This is a genomic window from Arthrobacter sp. P1_B4 (assembly GCF_056406555.1).
This window is the reverse complement of record NZ_JBFTZW010000074.1, coordinates 1-14,908: the sequence shown is the minus strand read 5'-3', so window position 1 is coordinate 14,908 and position 14,908 is coordinate 1. Positions and strand designations below refer to the sequence as shown.

General features: G+C 66.1%; 16 protein-coding genes. 11 read left to right on the top strand and 5 right to left on the bottom strand.

Annotation, left to right across the window (positions count from 1 at the left end; all coding sequences use genetic code 11):
- Nucleotides 1–2: 2 nt before the first annotated feature.
- Nucleotides 3–812: an IclR family transcriptional regulator gene (locus AC1D1W_RS16715; RefSeq protein WP_476944271.1), complete on the bottom strand. Its 810-nt coding sequence runs from the start codon at nt 810–812 to the stop codon at nt 3–5.
- Between the two features lie 235 nt (nt 813–1,047).
- Here AC1D1W_RS16715 and AC1D1W_RS16710 point away from each other — a divergent pair, with 235 nt between their 5' ends.
- The 3 genes from AC1D1W_RS16710 (at nt 1,048) to AC1D1W_RS16700 (ending at nt 2,818) form a co-directional block, all read left to right on the top strand.
- Nucleotides 1,048–1,251 (top strand): hypothetical protein, encoded by a 204-nt coding sequence (locus AC1D1W_RS16710; protein WP_043435465.1) that lies wholly within the window; start codon nt 1,048–1,050, stop codon nt 1,249–1,251.
- Nucleotides 1,252–1,444: 193 nt separating this feature from the next.
- On the top strand, nt 1,445–2,050 hold the full coding sequence (locus AC1D1W_RS16705) for a DUF1326 domain-containing protein (protein WP_476944270.1): 606 nt from the start codon (nt 1,445–1,447) through the stop codon (nt 2,048–2,050).
- Nucleotides 2,051–2,155: 105 nt separating this feature from the next.
- A complete protein-coding gene (locus AC1D1W_RS16700; protein WP_476944269.1) occupies nt 2,156–2,818 on the top strand; it encodes a DUF2182 domain-containing protein in 663 nt (220 codons plus the stop codon).
- Nucleotides 2,819–2,892: 74 nt separating this feature from the next.
- Here AC1D1W_RS16700 and AC1D1W_RS16695 read toward each other — a convergent pair whose 3' ends face one another.
- Entirely contained in the window at nt 2,893–3,090 is a 198-nt protein-coding gene (locus tag AC1D1W_RS16695; RefSeq protein ID WP_243177872.1) for a TetR-like C-terminal domain-containing protein, read from the bottom strand.
- 138 nt (nt 3,091–3,228) lie between these two features.
- Between AC1D1W_RS16695 and AC1D1W_RS16690 the strand changes: the two genes are divergently transcribed.
- The 3 genes from AC1D1W_RS16690 to AC1D1W_RS16680 all read left to right on the top strand — a co-directional run bounded on the left by AC1D1W_RS16690 (nt 3,229) and on the right by AC1D1W_RS16680 (nt 7,502).
- Nucleotides 3,229–4,290, top strand: coding sequence for a hypothetical protein (locus AC1D1W_RS16690; RefSeq protein ID WP_476944268.1), 1,062 nt, complete (start codon nt 3,229–3,231; stop codon nt 4,288–4,290).
- Nucleotides 4,291–4,414: 124 nt separating this feature from the next.
- Nucleotides 4,415–6,379: an aconitate hydratase gene (locus AC1D1W_RS16685; RefSeq protein WP_476944267.1), complete on the top strand. Its 1,965-nt coding sequence runs from the start codon at nt 4,415–4,417 to the stop codon at nt 6,377–6,379.
- Nucleotides 6,380–6,416: 37 nt separating this feature from the next.
- Entirely contained in the window at nt 6,417–7,502 is a 1,086-nt protein-coding gene (locus AC1D1W_RS16680) for a DUF3616 domain-containing protein (protein ID WP_243177869.1), read from the top strand.
- 34 nt (nt 7,503–7,536) lie between these two features.
- Here the strand turns inward: AC1D1W_RS16680 and AC1D1W_RS16675 are convergent, their stop codons facing one another.
- Nucleotides 7,537–8,388, bottom strand: a complete 852-nt coding sequence (locus tag AC1D1W_RS16675) for an alpha/beta hydrolase (protein WP_243178000.1) — start codon at nt 8,386–8,388, stop codon at nt 7,537–7,539.
- 179 nt (nt 8,389–8,567) lie between these two features.
- On the opposite strand from AC1D1W_RS16675, the gene AC1D1W_RS16670 reads away from it, so the two are divergent.
- From AC1D1W_RS16670 to AC1D1W_RS16655, 4 genes are all read left to right on the top strand, one after another.
- Complete coding sequence (locus AC1D1W_RS16670; RefSeq protein ID WP_476944266.1) at nt 8,568–8,876, top strand: hypothetical protein; 309 nt, start codon at nt 8,568–8,570, stop codon at nt 8,874–8,876.
- Between the two features lie 72 nt (nt 8,877–8,948).
- Entirely contained in the window at nt 8,949–9,464 is a 516-nt protein-coding gene (locus AC1D1W_RS16665) for a hypothetical protein (RefSeq protein WP_476944265.1), read from the top strand.
- Between the two features lie 128 nt (nt 9,465–9,592).
- Nucleotides 9,593–10,864 carry an MFS transporter gene (locus AC1D1W_RS16660; RefSeq protein ID WP_243177999.1) on the top strand — a complete coding sequence of 424 codons (1,272 nt, stop codon included), beginning with the start codon at nt 9,593–9,595 and terminating at the stop codon, nt 10,862–10,864.
- Nucleotides 10,865–10,960: 96 nt separating this feature from the next.
- Complete coding sequence (locus AC1D1W_RS16655; protein WP_243177866.1) at nt 10,961–11,278, top strand: hypothetical protein; 318 nt, start codon at nt 10,961–10,963, stop codon at nt 11,276–11,278.
- Between the two features lie 51 nt (nt 11,279–11,329).
- Here the strand turns inward: AC1D1W_RS16655 and AC1D1W_RS16650 are convergent, their stop codons facing one another.
- Both AC1D1W_RS16650 and AC1D1W_RS16645 read right to left on the bottom strand, forming a co-directional pair.
- Nucleotides 11,330–13,033, bottom strand: a complete 1,704-nt coding sequence (locus AC1D1W_RS16650) for an alkaline phosphatase D family protein (protein WP_476944264.1) — start codon at nt 13,031–13,033, stop codon at nt 11,330–11,332.
- A 71-nt stretch (nt 13,034–13,104) separates the two neighbouring features.
- On the bottom strand, nt 13,105–13,884 hold the full coding sequence (locus AC1D1W_RS16645) for an ion transporter (RefSeq protein ID WP_476944263.1): 780 nt from the start codon (nt 13,882–13,884) through the stop codon (nt 13,105–13,107).
- Between the two features lie 197 nt (nt 13,885–14,081).
- On the opposite strand from AC1D1W_RS16645, the gene AC1D1W_RS16640 reads away from it, so the two are divergent.
- Nucleotides 14,082–14,908: MIP/aquaporin family protein (locus AC1D1W_RS16640; RefSeq protein ID WP_476944262.1), on the top strand; the 827-nt coding region annotated here is incomplete at its 3' end.

Sequence of the window (14,908 nt, the reverse complement as noted above, 5' to 3'; positions counted from 1 at the left end):
GTTTAACGCCCGGTGTAGCCCATCTTCGCGCTGATCTGCATCCCCGCCTGTTTCAGCGCATCGAGGAGTCCCGGCGCCGTCTCCGGATCAAAACGGAAGGCCGGCCCGGAAATACTTACCGCGCCGATCACGGCTCCCACATGGTTGTACACCGGCACGGACATCGAGTTGAGCCCAATTTCGAACTCCTCCCGGACCACTYCGTAGCCGTCACGGGCGACGTCGATCAGCTGGCTTTCGAGCTTGTTCCTGTTGGTGATGGTCCGCGGCGTCCGGGCCGGAAGCCCGGTCTCCTTCAGGACACGGTCCCGCTCGTCCGCGGACAGTGCAGCGAGCAGCACCTTTCCACTGGAGGTCGCGTGGAGCGGCGTCAGGCTGCCCACCCAGTCGTAGGTGGCCAAGGTCGACGGGCCCATGGCCTGGTCCACGTTGACGGCGTAGTTGGAGCGCAGGACGGCCAGGTTCACCGTCTCCTTGAACTCCTCTGCCAGGCTTTCGAGTACGGGCCGGGCCTCGCGGACCAGGCTGAGCCGCCCGGGGATGGAGCTTGCCAGCCTCAGGATGCCGAAGCCCAGCTGGTACTTTCCGCGCTCGCTGTTCTGGTGGACCATTTCCCGGCTCACCAGCGAACCCAGCAGCCGGGAGACTGTGGACTTGTGGATGCCCATCTCGTCGGCGATTTCGCTCACGCCCGCGTGGCCGTCCCGCGCCAGGATTTCCAGGACCATAAGCGCCCGGTCCACTGACTGGACACCACCGTGCTGGCCCGACTCCGCATCGGCGTCGGACTCGGGGTCATTTTTGGAAGCCATGATCCATACTCTCAAGTAGTTTCTGCGGCTTGCTTACCTGCCACAAGGCCGCCTGTAGCGTCCTCTCGGTTAGTTCCACAGTTTCGATCCTATGCCGTGAGGTGTGATGAGGCCGACATTGGGTAGGGACCCGCGCCAAGGAAGCCCAGCGACGCCCGGATCCGCTCACGACTGCGCCCTTCAGGAGTAGGGTTTGGCTTGGCAGACGAAGGGGTCGGCAGACGAAGGGGTCCACATGAGCTACAAATATCGAACCGTCCGGGTTCGCGGCACTGACCTGGTTGGAACCATCGCGCGCAAACACGGGGGCGCGCCTGAGATCTACGAAACCTCGAAGGACCCGAGCACCTCGGTTGTCCCGGTGTTCTTCCAGGCAACGGGTGAGGTCCGATTCTTCGACAGGTCAATGCTGGAGGACGTCGTGACGCCGGCCAGCTAGCAGCGGTGTTGCACCGCTGCTGCAAACGGAAAAGTCGCCTTGGCGACCGTTCCGGCAGGACGACCCGCGCCCCTTTATTCGAAGCGCGGGGCCGGCCGGGAGGGCCCTTTGCGTGGGTGTCCGCATGGCGTTGACACTGCTCAGGGCCGCGAGGAGGATTTGTTTTGGGGGGCCTCTTCGAAAGGAGCCCTAAATGCCGTGGCATGTCGAAGGTACCTATTTTGAGAACTGCAACTGCGACATGGTCTGCCCGTGTACGGCGACAGGACAGACGGCACCGGCGGACAATGACCGCTGCAACGTGGCCTTGGCCTTCCACGTGGAAACCGGCGAAGTCAACGGTGTCGACGTCGGCGGTCTGACAGTCTGCGTCGTGGCCGATACCCCGGCCCTGATGAGTGAGGGGGGCTGGAAGGTCGGTCTCCTGATGGACGCCGCCGCCTCCGCCGAGCAGGCCGAAGCGCTCGGTGCAGTCTTCGGCGGCCAGCTCGGCGGACCGATGGAGGGCCTCGCTCCCTTGATCGGTGAAATGGCGGGCGTAGAGTCCCAGGAAATGGCCTACGCCGACGACGGGCGTATCCACCAGGTGCGTATAGGCAGCGCCGTTGACATGGTGGTCGAGGACTTCATGAATCCATTTGATTCCACAGGGCGGGGAGTGAAACTTAGTGGGGTCGGATTCCCGGCCGACACTCTGGCAGCCGGCACATCCAGCACCGCCCGCGTCGACGTGTTCGGGATGACCTGGGATAACGCCGGGAAGAACTCCTTCTCGGCCCCCTTCGCCTGGTCCGCTTAGGTGCCGGGCAGCAGCCGCCTGACAGCCGGCCACCATGCCGGAGAGTTGGCGCTGATCGGGTGCGCCGCACTGGCCTGGTACCTGACTTTCCTAGGCCTTTCCGACATGTCCACAGGCCCGGGAACGATGGGATTGAGGCTCTGGGGTTTCCTGGCGGTGTGGACGCTAATGATGGCAGCCATGATGTTGCCGGCACTGGCGCCCCTGACTTCGATGTATCTCAGATCCATCCGCGCCGTGCGCAGCAGCCGGGTCAGGGCCATCCGGACAACGGCCCTGGTAGGCGGCTACCTTCTGACATGGATCGGATTCGGCGTCGTGGCCTACGCGGCCGCGGCCCTGTCTGCGCTACTGGCTGAGAACGCGGCGGACATCGTACCCTGGGTGGGTGCCGGCGTCCTCGTGGCGGCCGGAGCCTACCAGCTGACCCCGCTGAAGGACTTCTGCCTCAGGCACTGCCGGTCGCCCATAGCCTTCCTGCTGCACGTATCCGGGTACAAGGGCCGCTTGCGGGACGTCCGCGTCGGCATGTATCACGGCGTGTACTGCGTCGGCTGCTGTTGGGGGCTCATGCTGGTGCTGATTGCCGTGGGCGTGATGAACCTGGCGTGGATGGCCGTGCTCACGGTAGTTATCTTCCTGGAGAAGACATGGAAATACGGGCCCGCCTTCAGCCGGATAACTGGTGTCTCGCTGATCGTTTTCGCGCTCTTCGTCCCGGCGCACCCGGAGCTGCTGCCCGGGCTCTATATGCCCGCGCCCATGTAAGGGACGCTGACCACCGTCTTCGAATAGGAGTCCGGGGATCGACGTCGGCACGGGGTTCCGCGCCGTCTTCGCTTCTACGGCGTGCCCCCGTGGGCGGGTCGGCGCGAAAACAGCGTGCTGACCAGCCGGACCCCAAAGCCTTCATCCAGCGGCGAGCCGCTCAGGAAGAACCGGTAGTAGATCGGCCCCAGCAGGAGGTCTGTGAGCATCTCGGCGTCGACGTCCGGGCTCAGGTCTCCTCGGGAGATGCCCCGTTCCACCAAATGCAGCACTGGCGGTCGGACACCGGGAGGTCCAAGCTTTAACCATTCGACGCGGGCCACGTGTGGGCGTCCCGGCTTCCGGGGATGGCACGGCGAGGGTGACTGCACGGCGAGGGTGACGGCACGGCGGGTGCGAGGAGAGTGACGATGGTTGACACGGCAGCGCAGACTCTTCGGGCCGGGGCGCGCAACGACCTTGTGACGCAACTGCTGGGCATCTGGCTCCTCCTGGCTGTGTTCCTGGACGGCTGGGCCCACTTGCACGTTCCCGGGCTGGAAACCTTCTTCACCCCCTGGCACGCGGCACTCTATTCGGGCCTCATGGCCACCGCCGCGTGGACGGCAAGCGTGATCTGGAGGAACCGCCAGCCCGGGCGGCCATTGAACCGGTCGGTGCCGGCCGGCTACCGGGGCACGGTTATCGGACTGGTCCTGTTCGCCCTCGCGGGTGTCCTGGATCTGGCCTGGCACGAGATCCTGGGCATCGAAGTCTCCCTCGATGCGCTGGTGAGCCCCACCCACCTGCTGCTGGGGTTCAGCCTCTTCCTTATCCTCGGCACCGGTATCCGCAGTGCACGGGCCGCCGGCGGCGCAGAGGCCTTCAACTGGACGCCGCCTGCACTGTTGTCGCTCGCCCTCATGACGGGCCTGGGAGCCTTCTTCCTCATTTACTGCTCGGCGTTCGTCCGGACCCCGCCGGCCGTCCCGTATCTACAGACGCCGATCGGGAGCCCCGGGCACACCCAGGCGGAGCTGCCCCCGGCCCTCGGACTGGCCAGCTATTTGGTGACCACAGCGCTGATTATCGCGCCCTTCCTCTACACCTTCTCCGGAGCCCGGAGGCCTCCTTTCGGTATTGCCACCATCCTGGTCGCCGTGGTGGCGTGGCTGCCGCTGGCCATGTCGGGGCTGCGCCCGGCCGCGGTCGCCGGTGCGGCCGGAGCCACGATCATCGCGGCAGCGTCGGATCTGCTGCTTGCCCGACGGTCGGGCCCGTGGCTGAGGCGCAGGTTGCCGGCGGTCACCGCCGTGCTGGCGGCACTCATCTGGACCGGGCAACTGGCTGGGATCGCCCTCGGGGCATCGATTCAATGGCCAGTGTCGATGTGGCTGGGAGCCGTCGTGCTGAGTGCCGGACTGGCAGCGGCCCTCGCCTTCCTCAGCTCGTTGAACACCAGGAGCGTCCCGGGGCCGGCGGCGCCACGATGACCGTCAAATCCCCACTGTTCCCGGTGCCCGGAGTGGGCTAATTTGGGGATATAGGGGAGCGCCCGGTGCCCGGTTCGTTGACGGCGGAGGCACCTGGCTTCGCCATCGAGTAAGGAATCCGACCGTGGCCTACAACGTGGCCCAAAAGCTCATCGCATCCCATCTGGTGGCCGGGGAGATGATTCCCGGCCGTGAGATTGGCCTGCATATCGATCAGACCCTCACCCAGGACGCGACCGGGACGCTGGTCATGCTTGAACTGGAGGCCATCGGGCTCGACCGGGCACAAACTGAAGTGTCCGTGCAGTACGTGGACCACAACTTGTTGCAGGCCGACAGCAGGAACGCTGAGGACCATGATTTTCTCCGCTCGGCCTGCCGCCGGTTTGGTCTGTGGTTCTCGAAGGCCGGAAACGGCGTGTCCCATCCGACCCACATGCAGCGGTTTGGCCGTCCGGGCACGACCATGGTCGGTTCCGACAGTCACACCCCGGCCGCTGGGTCGCTGGGGATGCTGGCAATCGGGGTCGGCGGCACCGAGGTAGCCCTGGCCATCGCGGGCGAGCCGCTCTACCTGAAGATGCCGGAGATCTGGGGCGTGCGGCTTACCGGCAAGCTGCCACCGTGGACCAGTGCCAAGGACGTCATTCTTGAAATGCTTCGCCGGCACGGCGTGAAGGGCGGCAAGGACCGGATCATCGAGTACTACGGTCCCGGCCTCGCCACGCTGAGCGCGATGGACCGGCACGTGATTGCCAATATGGGCGCCGAACTCGGTGCGACGAGCACGGTCTTCCCGGCCGACGACCAGGTCCGGGCCTTCCTGCGCACCGAACAGCGCGAGGACGATTTCACCGAACTCCTCGCCGATTCCGGGGCCATCTACGACGTGACCGACGAGATCGACCTGGCCACGATCGAGCCGCTCATCGCCCTGCCCAGCTCGCCCGGCAACGTCGTTCCGGTGCGGGAGGTCACTGGCAGGCCGGTGGCGCAGGTCGTGATTGGGTCCTCAGCGAACCCGGGCCTGCGCGACTTCGCCATTGTCGCCGCCATCACGAAGGGACGGCAGTGCCATCCGGGACTGTCCTTCGACGTCAACCCTAGTTCCCGGCAGATCCTCCAGGACCTCACCAGGATGGGGGCCACGTTTGATCTGATACGCGCCGGAGCCCGGCTGCACCAGACCGGATGCATGGGCTGCATCGGGATGGGACAGGCCCCCGCGAACGGAAGCAACAGCCTGCGCACAATGCCCCGCAACTTTCCCGGCCGTTCGGGCACGAAGGAGGACTCGGTCTACCTGTGCTCACCGGAGACGGCCGCGGCTGCTGCGCTCACGGGAATTATCACCGACCCGCGGGACCTGACGGAGCTTTTCGACCTTGAGTACCCCGAGATCGAACTTCCCGCGGTGTCGAGCGTGAACGTGGCAATGCTCGAGGAGCCGTTGGCGCCGGAAGACGCCGGCAAAGTAGCACTGGTCAAGGGCGAAAACATCTCCTCGCTTCCGGTCTTCGGCCCACTCGCCGACCGCATCGAGGCACCAGTGGCCTTGGTGGTGGGCAACGATGTCTCGACGGACGAGATTCTGCCAGCCGGAGCCCGCGTTCTGCCCTACCGCAGCAACATCCCCAAACTCGCCGAATTCACCTTCGACCAGCTCGACCCCTCCTATGCCGCCCGCGCCGCCCGTACCCGCGACTCCACTGGGCACATCCTGGTCGGCGGCACGAACTACGGCCAGGGATCCTCTCGGGAACACGCGGCTATCACCCCGCGCTTCCTCGGGCTGCGCGCAGTGGTGGCCGTCTCGTTCGCGCGGATCCACTGGCAGAACCTGGCCAATTTCGGCGTCCTTGCAGTCGAGTTCACAAATGCGGCCGATCATGACCGCATCGAACAGGACGATGTGCTCGCGCTGACAGGGATACACGACGCCCTGCTCACAGGCARGGAGATCCTCGTGGAGAACCGGACCCGCGGCGAGGTCTACCCTGTGCGGCACAGCCTCTCCAGCCGTCAGGTGGACATGCTCCTGGCAGGTGGCCTCATCCCGTGGCTGCGCGAACGGAGAGCGCGGGAATGAGCTGCCGATCACCGCTGACGAGGATGGGTGTGCCGCGGTGAGCGGATGGCCGAGGCCGGACGATCCCTCCGGCGAAATCAGCCTTGTACTCGACCAGCGCAGCACCCTGGATCCGAAGGCTGACCTGCGCGACGGGTTGTCCGCGGTCGCCCGGCAGGGTTCCCACCTTTGGGTCGCCAATGACGAGACGACCAGCCTCGAACGGCTCACCCTGGAGGCCGGCGACCAGGCCCGCACCCACCGCAGCTTCGATCTCACCCACCTCCTTGAGCTGCCCGGGGACAGGGGTGAGATGGACATCGAGGGCCTCGATGTCGAGGATGACACGCTGTGGCTGCTTGGATCGCACAGCTCGGCCCGCAAACAGGTCAAGAACAACGCCACGCCCGCAGAAGCGCGGGATTCCCTGGCGACAGTGGAGGTCAGCCAGCGCCGTCGGGTGTTGGCCCGGCTTTCGACTAAGGACCTCCTCGATCCGGGCGGCGGCCGGACGGGGCAGCAGCAGCGCCCCGCCGTGCTGGGCCTCGGCCGGGGCACGGACCTGGTGGATCTGCTGGCCGATGACCCACATCTTGGTAGCTTCATCCAGTCCTCGACGACCGGTCGCCCGATCCCGGGCAAGGACAACGGCATTGACTGCGAGGGCCTCGCCGTAGCGGGCGACCGGGTGTTCATCGGTCTGCGCGGGCCGGTGCTGCGTGGGTGGGCGATGATCATAGAGCTCCAGGTTGGTGACGGGCCCGGCTTGGAGCCGCAGCCGATCGGTCCCGGGAATCGTCGCTACCGCAAGCACTTCCTTCGCCTGCATGGTTTGGGCGTGCGGGATCTGTGCCGGCACGGACAGGACCTGCTCGTCCTGGCAGGACCCACCATGGAACTCGACGGGCGCGCGGCCGTGTTTCGCTGGCGGGGCGCGCTGACGTCGCAGGCCGAGGCCGTCTTGCCGAAAGACGACCTGCATTGCGAATTTGACGCGCCATTCGGCGAGGACGAGGACCATGCCGAGGGGATCACCGTTCTCGACGACGATCGGTCGGTCTTGGTGTTGTATGGGACGCCGTCGGGCAAGCGCAAGACCGGACGCCACGCGATCAAAGCCGACGTCTTCCGCCTCAGCGCTTAGGAACCGGCGCCGCCACGGTCCCCGGGAGGTGTTCCTACTGCTGCCGGCCCACTTTTCCCAGCCAGGCCCGCAGGAGAGGAACGACGACGTCACTGTGCATCGCACCCAGGTGATCGAGTGCGGGGAGTACTTGCACATCCCACCCGGCCTCGATGAGCTCGCGCTCATGGGCTGCCAGCGGTTCGCCGATCCGCACCGTCACGTCCCCCCAGCGGGGTCCGTAAGCGATGTGATCGGCGGCGCCCGCGAACGCCAGCCGGGGCAGATCCGGCGCCAGGCCAATAGTTGAATCGTCGAAGTCCTGGAGCGCTTCGTAAAGCGTGAGGAACTGGCGGGTCTGTGTCTCGTTGGTCTGTATCGTGGCGGCATCCCAGTCGCCGGGTTCGACCGGGAGGTTCACCTCCGGCGATTGTTCCGGGGCCCTGGCAGCCGCCGAGTGGGCCGCCCGCGTCACCGCCAACATGCTCCTGTACGGGCCGTCGCGCGGCGGGAATCCTCCCATGATGAGCGCCCAGAGCCGGTTTGTGCGGATCGCCAACTGCAAACCGCACAGGCCCAGCCACGAGTAGCCGTAGTATCCGAAGGTCTCGGCGGGTGCCGCATCAGCGATAGCCAGCAAGTCGGCGGTGACGTTCTCCGGGGTGAGGGTATCGGGCGCCGGGTGCGCCATCCGGTGCCCCTCGTAGTCGGCCGCGATTACCCGATAGGACTGCGCGAGGCCCGACACCAGATTGGGCCCGAGGTCCGGGTCCGCGCCCCACTCCCGCATCGTCTGGGCTTCCGGCCCGGACCGCGGCTTCACATTGGCAGGGATGAGGAGCGCCCGGCCGTCACCGCTCACCAGGACGGGTATTGCCGTGCCGTCGTGCAAAAGGGCCTCAACCATCTCGGACACCGGGATCCTCCTTATGGCTACAGCTCCGGTGGACAAAGTCTGCCACCGGTGCGTTCGCTTCGGAACGCCCCGGAGCCATGGTGTCCCGGCCCTGCTCTGGCGCACACCGGCGCAGGGGGGCCAGAATGGGGTCGTGCTCACCCCTGATCGAACCCAGAGGAAGGACTTTCATGACGCTCTATCAGCCTGAACCGGTCGAAATTTCAACACGGATGCGGCCGGGGGAGTGGACCGAGGAAAGCCTGGAGATGCTGGTCGCGTCATACCGCGAGCAGCTCTCGCGCATGGGGGCGACCGCCTCCGAGATCGACGTCGCGATCGACCGCGACGACGGAGGCGGCGTCAGCGTGGTGGCGTCGTGGCTTAAGCCTGACGTCGCGCAGGAGATGACGGAGGTGAAGGACGACACCGGACTCGTGGCGATGGACCCCGACGCCGGGTCAGTGCGGCCGGCGCGGGACGACTCCGCGCCCCGATAGTACTTCGGGACCCGCTTGCGCTCCGGCAGGGTGGTGTTCCCGAAGCAGCCCTTCGATCAGAGTGGAGCTTTCATGGCACCGCAGATTTCCGGCAAAATCGATAAGAAACTGTTTGGGCTCTACCTCTCGGACCACCTCGCGGGGGCCACGGCGGGGCAGGGTCGCATCGAGCGAATGGCGCGCGACTTTACGGACACTCCCTTTCGCGCCGAACTTGAAGCGCTGGCCACCCAGATCCGGGAGGAGCGGGAGTACCTGAACGGACTAGTGGGGGATTTTGGCCTGCCACGGCGAACTCCCCGGAGGGCGGCGGCGTGGGTCGCGGAGCGTGCCGGCCGGCTCAAGCTCAACGGGCGGGTGGTGCGCCGCTCGCCGCTGACGCTGGTGTTGGAGTCTGAGGTCATGCGGTCAGCGGTGATGGGAAAGCTGGGGCTGTGGCAGACGCTGCGGGACCTCTCCGGCGATCTGGGTCTGGACGGTGCCAGGTTTGACGCCCTGGCCACCACGGCTCGCCACCAGATCGCCACCCTGGACAGGGTCCATGAGTACGCCCGCCGGCGGTCGTTCTACACGAACCAGGGCAGCTGAGCAGACCGGGCATCGTCGGCTCGACCTTTCGCGTCGTGCCCTGCGCCCGGTGGGCACTGGCGCGCGCCGGCAGCGGAGACGAGAATGGGCTCGTGCTCCCTCCTCGCCCCGGCGGGGACGGCGACGCGATGAACGCCGCCGCCCGAAAGATTCAGCGCATCTATTTGACGTTGACGCTGGGCAATACCCTTGCGGCCTCGTTCATCTGGGGGATCAACACCCTCTTCCTGCTCGACGCCGGACTCAGCAACTTCGAGGCGTTTGCCGCGAATGCCTTCTTCACGGCCGGCATGGTGCTGTTCGAGGTGCCCACCGGGGTGGTTGCCGACGGTTGGGGCCGGCGCGTCTCGTTCCTGCTCGGAACCGTGACCCTCGCCGTCTCGACCTACTTCTACTACCTGCTCTGGCAGTTCTCCGCCCCGTTCTGGTGGTGGGCGGTAGTGTCGGTCCTGCTCGGCCTGGGCTTCACCTTCTTCTCCGGAGCGGTCGAGGCCTGGCTCGTCGATGCACTGCGCTTCTCGGGGTTCGAGGGCGGGATGGAAGCGGTGCTCGGGCGGGGCCAGATGGTCGCCGGAGTCGCGATGCTCGCCGGCTCTGTTGCCGGCGGCGTGATCGCGCAGGCCACCAATCTGGGCGTGCCGTTCCTGATGCGCGTGGGAGTGCTGCTGGCCATGTTCGCGGTGGCGTTTGGGCTCATGCGCGACGTCGGGTTCACCCCCGAACGCTCGACCCATCCCCTCCAGGCGACCCGGGCTGTACTCGCCGCCTCGATCGAGAACGGCTTGAAGAATCCGCCCGTTCGTTACGTGATGCTGGCCGCGCCGTTCACCGCCGGCGTCGCGATCTATGTGTTTTACGCCCTGCAGCCGTACCTGCTCGAGCTTTATGGGGACCCCCACGCGTATTCCGTCGCGGGCCTGGCGGCGGCCATCGTGGCCGCGGCGCAGGTGCTCGGCGGCTGGATGGCTCCGCGCATCCGGCGCCTTGTCCGCCGGCGCACCACCGTGTTGATCCTGAGCAGCGTCATGGACACGGTGATCCTGGTGGTGCTCGGGTTGACCCACGTGTTCTGGGTGGCCCTGGTGCTGTTGGCGCTCTGGGCAGTGGTGTCATCGGCGGGCATACCGGTGCGGCAGGCGTACCTGAACGACATGATCGCCTCGAAGCAGCGCGCCACAGTGCTCAGCTTCGATTCACTCATGGGCTCAAGCGGTGGCGTGGTGGTCCAGCCGCTGCTCGGCCGGGCGGCAGATGTGTACGGCTACGCGGCGTCGCTGGCGATCGGCGGCGTGATCGAGTTGATCGCGGTGCCGTTCCTGCTGGCGAGCCGCCGGCAACGCCACCAGGCCGATCAGTCCAACGCCCCGACCAGCACCAACACCGGATCCCAGCCGGCGTAAGAGGCCAGCCGGAATAACACTTCGGCCTCGCTCCTTACTTGGCGGGGCCTTCGGGGCCTACAGTGGGCGTGTAGAACCGTCGACAGGAGCGCCTCAGTGATTACCCTGCAGATCGAACACCAGGTCCGGGATTTTGACATGTGGCGGAGGGCTTTCGACAGCGATCCGCTGGACCGCGCCGCGTCGGGCGTGCGGTCATTCCGGATCTCGCGCCCGCTTGACCAGCAGGATTACGTGATGCTGGAGATGGACTTCGATACGCAGGCGGCGGCGGTGGACTTCCTGGGCCGGCTGCAGAACGATACGTGGAAAACGGGTGTGACGGCGCCGGCGCTGGTCGGCGAGCCATCGACCAGAATCATCGAAACGGTCGCCATCGAGAACGTGGCGGCCGCTGACCGCGGCCTTCGGTAGAACGTCTGCGCCGACACGGGGATCAGACGCGGGGATCACAAGACGCTCACGTCATGCGTTTCGCTGTTGCCCCTGCTGTCCCTGGACGGGGTCCTGCGCGCTCCGCGGAGACACCGTGAGGGTGGCGACGCGTTCCAGCCTCGGATGCAGGTGGTCGCCGTCGTCCACCACCCCGGTCTGCCACCACAATTTCAGCCCTTCCGGCACGACTTCCAGGTAGGCCAAGTTGTTTTGGAACCAGGGCCCCCGGATGCCGGACCAGTGGAACGGCGGGTCCGGCACCTTGGCCGAGCGCGCGACCAAGGCGCCTACCGGGGTGGCCAGGCCGTAGGACATGACGGCCGCGAAAGACCTCATCAGGCGGGGCAACGGGTTGCGGATGGGGGAGCAGACGGCCTGCAGGATCCGGCTGCCCGAGGCACGCTCCGCCTCCGCAACATAGGAGTAGTGGACGTCCCCGGAGAGGAAGGTGATTGTTTCCGGTGCCGGGCCGCGCTTGCCGTCGGCCACTTCGCTGGCCATGGCCGCCAGTTCCCTGAAGCTGTTTTGGAATGCGCCCCAGTGTTCCAGGTCCAGCGCCTGGCGCAGCTTCTCGCCGGCCCAAGCGGCACGGTTTCCCCACGCACCTTCAGAGACGGCCTCATTCCACGACTCGATGTAGTGCAGGCCCATCGGCAACAGGAAAGGCAGGGATGTCGCCACGAGCAGGTGGCGGAAGCCGCCTTGCATCCGGTCGTCCAGCCAGGCCATTTCCACCGCGTCAACCAGCGCCCGGTCGTCCGGCGTCAGGTCCCGGGCTGCGCGGGAGTCAACCACGATCAGCCGGGTGTCGCCGAAGTCGCGGCAATAGCTCCACCGGTAGGATTTCGGGTCCCGATCAGCCCGCTCCGCGAAGCTGTCCAGCTCGGCGCCCACATCGAGCTCATCCCCGCCGGTGTGCCCGATGATCCGCTGCCACACGGCATCCTCCGCCCGTTCCTGCGGTGACAGGTTCCCCAGATGCTGGTAGACCCAGTACGAGGCCAGTCCCGCGACGATCCGCCCATGCCACCACGAGGTCGCCTCCATCTTCTTCTTCCAGCTCAGCGAGGTGTTCCAGTCGTCGCGGATGTCGTGGTCATCGAAGATCATGGCGCTGGGCAGGGTGGACAGCAGCCATCGGTTCGCGGGGTCTGACCAGGCCAGAAAGTACAGGTGGGCGTATTCCTCGTAGTCCTTGAGCTCTTCGCCGGGGGGTGCCTTGATGTCGCGCCGGCCGCGGATGAACTCCTGCATCTGTTCGCTGGTCAGGTCGGCATAGACCTGGTCTCCGAGGAAGGCCAGCAGATCCGGCCACGGCAGGTCTCCGCCGGAGGCCATCTTCAGCGCATAGGCGCGCAGGGAGTCGACGCCATGGGTCCGGTTGCCGGATGCATCGTGCGGGACGCTGGTCCTGCAGGAGCCGTAGGCCATCCGCAGCGGCTTGCCGGTGGCCAATGTGGCGATCATTGACGGCGGAAACCCGGATGAGGGGTCGGGCCAGACCTGTGTTCCGTTGATATCGAGGGCGTACGGCGTCACCGTGCCGGGCTCCAGCCCGTCCAATTCCACCAGCGCGTAGTGGTGGCCGTGAACTGCGAATGTGCGGGCCTCCCAGCCCCGGCCGCCGGCACGGATGGAAACCCGGGCAGCGGTTTGGGTCTCCACCCAGACACTCGCCGACGTCTCATCCACGTACCGCACCATAGGGCCGAGCACCAGGGAAGGGGTGGTCATGAATCAGTTGTACCCGCTCCGGCCGGCTGCGGCCATGGCGTCAGGACAGTCCAAGCGCAACGCAGGCAGCGTCAATGCCCCTGAGGCGGTTCTTTGGGTGTCTCTCCGAGGGCCGGGGTACTGCCGGAATCGCCCGGTCCATGGGCGAGCTGGTCATGGAGCCTGCTGATCTGGGCCACGAGGCGGGCACGTTCCTCGCTGCCGATGCCTTCGTCCGACCGCTTCCGCAGATTGGTTGCTGCCGTCACACTTTCAACGAGCCAGGAGGACACCACCGCCGTGACCATGCTCAGGACTGCAAACCCGCCGACCATCAGCGTGGCCGCAGCCCACCGGCCCGGAACGGTTACGGGGTAGTAGTCGCCATAGCCGATCGTTGTGATGGTGACAATTGCCCACCACAACGAGTCGCCCATTGAGGTGATATTCGCGTTCGGTGCGCCCTTTTCGAAATTGAAGACGCTCAGGGCGACCGTRTAAAGCAGGAGGATCGCGGAGACAATGACGTAGGCCAGGACGCGGGTCCTGATGGCGGTGCCCGGGGCCCGTTCCATGACCCGGCGCAAGGTGAACGGACGCAGGAGCCGCAACGGCCGCGCAACGGGGAGCACCACCATGAGCAGGTCCAAGGGGTGGCGGACGAACCACCGGCCCCGATGGGGCGCCAGGAGCAACTTCACAATGTAGTCGGCGCCGAAGGCGACCCACGTTGACCCCACGACGATTTCGAGAAGGTCGGCGTAGGGCTGMGGCGGTTCGGCAATGACGAGGATGGAGTAGGCCGCCAGAAAAACAAAAGCCGCACCGACGAGGGGCCACTCGGAATACTTTTGCCAGGTTTCTTGCCTCATGGCTGAATGCTAGGACTTTGTCCCGCGGATGTCCTTACGAAATTGCCACACTGTCCCAAGCCCGCCACCAGCTGACAGCGAGCCACCCGCGTACCGCTGACAACCGTCGCCGGCAGCGGTACATTGGCCTTCTGAGGTGGCAGACCGAGGCTGGGCACGGCAGACCACATGGCCAGAACCTGCGGAGGCGGACAGCCATGGCGGCAAATCAGGACAAAGACAGCGCTAACCAGGGCCACGCCCATCACCGCGTCATCCCCAACGTGCTGGGAACAGTAGAGCAAAGCGTCGTGCAGCGGATTGAGGATTTTAATGATCCGCGCCAGGAATGGCGGCGCCTGTTCTCTGAGTTGTACGGCACGTTCCTGCTCGTGGTCGTCGCGGCCGGCGGCGGTATGATGGGCCAGGCGTTCCCCGGTGTCATCAGCCGCACGGCGGCAGTGGTGGCTCCGGGCCTGATGGTCATGGGCATCATCTTGTTCATGGGCAAGATCTCGGGCGCGCATCTGAACCCTGCGGTCAGCATTGCGTTCGCGCTCCGCGGTGATTTCCCGTGGCGCCGGGTGCCGGGCTACATCGTCGTTCAGCTCATTGGCGCGACGCTCGCCTGTCTGCTGCTGCAGGGCGTGATCGGCGTCTCCGCCACCTACGGTTCAAACTATCCGGCGGCTGGTTATACGGCCGGCGCCGCGTTCCTGATGGAGGCACTGCTGACGATGGTGCTGGTCAGCGTCATCCTGGGAACCGCCTCCGGGGCCCAGAACGTCGGGCTGTTTGGGGCGTTCGGGGTCGGCGCGTACATCGCCTTGGCAGGCCTGTGGGGCAGCCCCATCTCCGGCACGTCGATGAATCCGGCACGAACGTTCGGGCCGGATCTCGCCAGCGGAAATTTCAGCGACTACTGGGTGTATGTCGCCGGGCCGCTGGTCGGCGCGGCCGCCGCCGTCGGTATCGCATTCATCCTGCGCGGAGCGGGCGGCGGGAGGTCGGGCTCGGGAGCCGCGCAGGGTGCCCTCTTCACCGA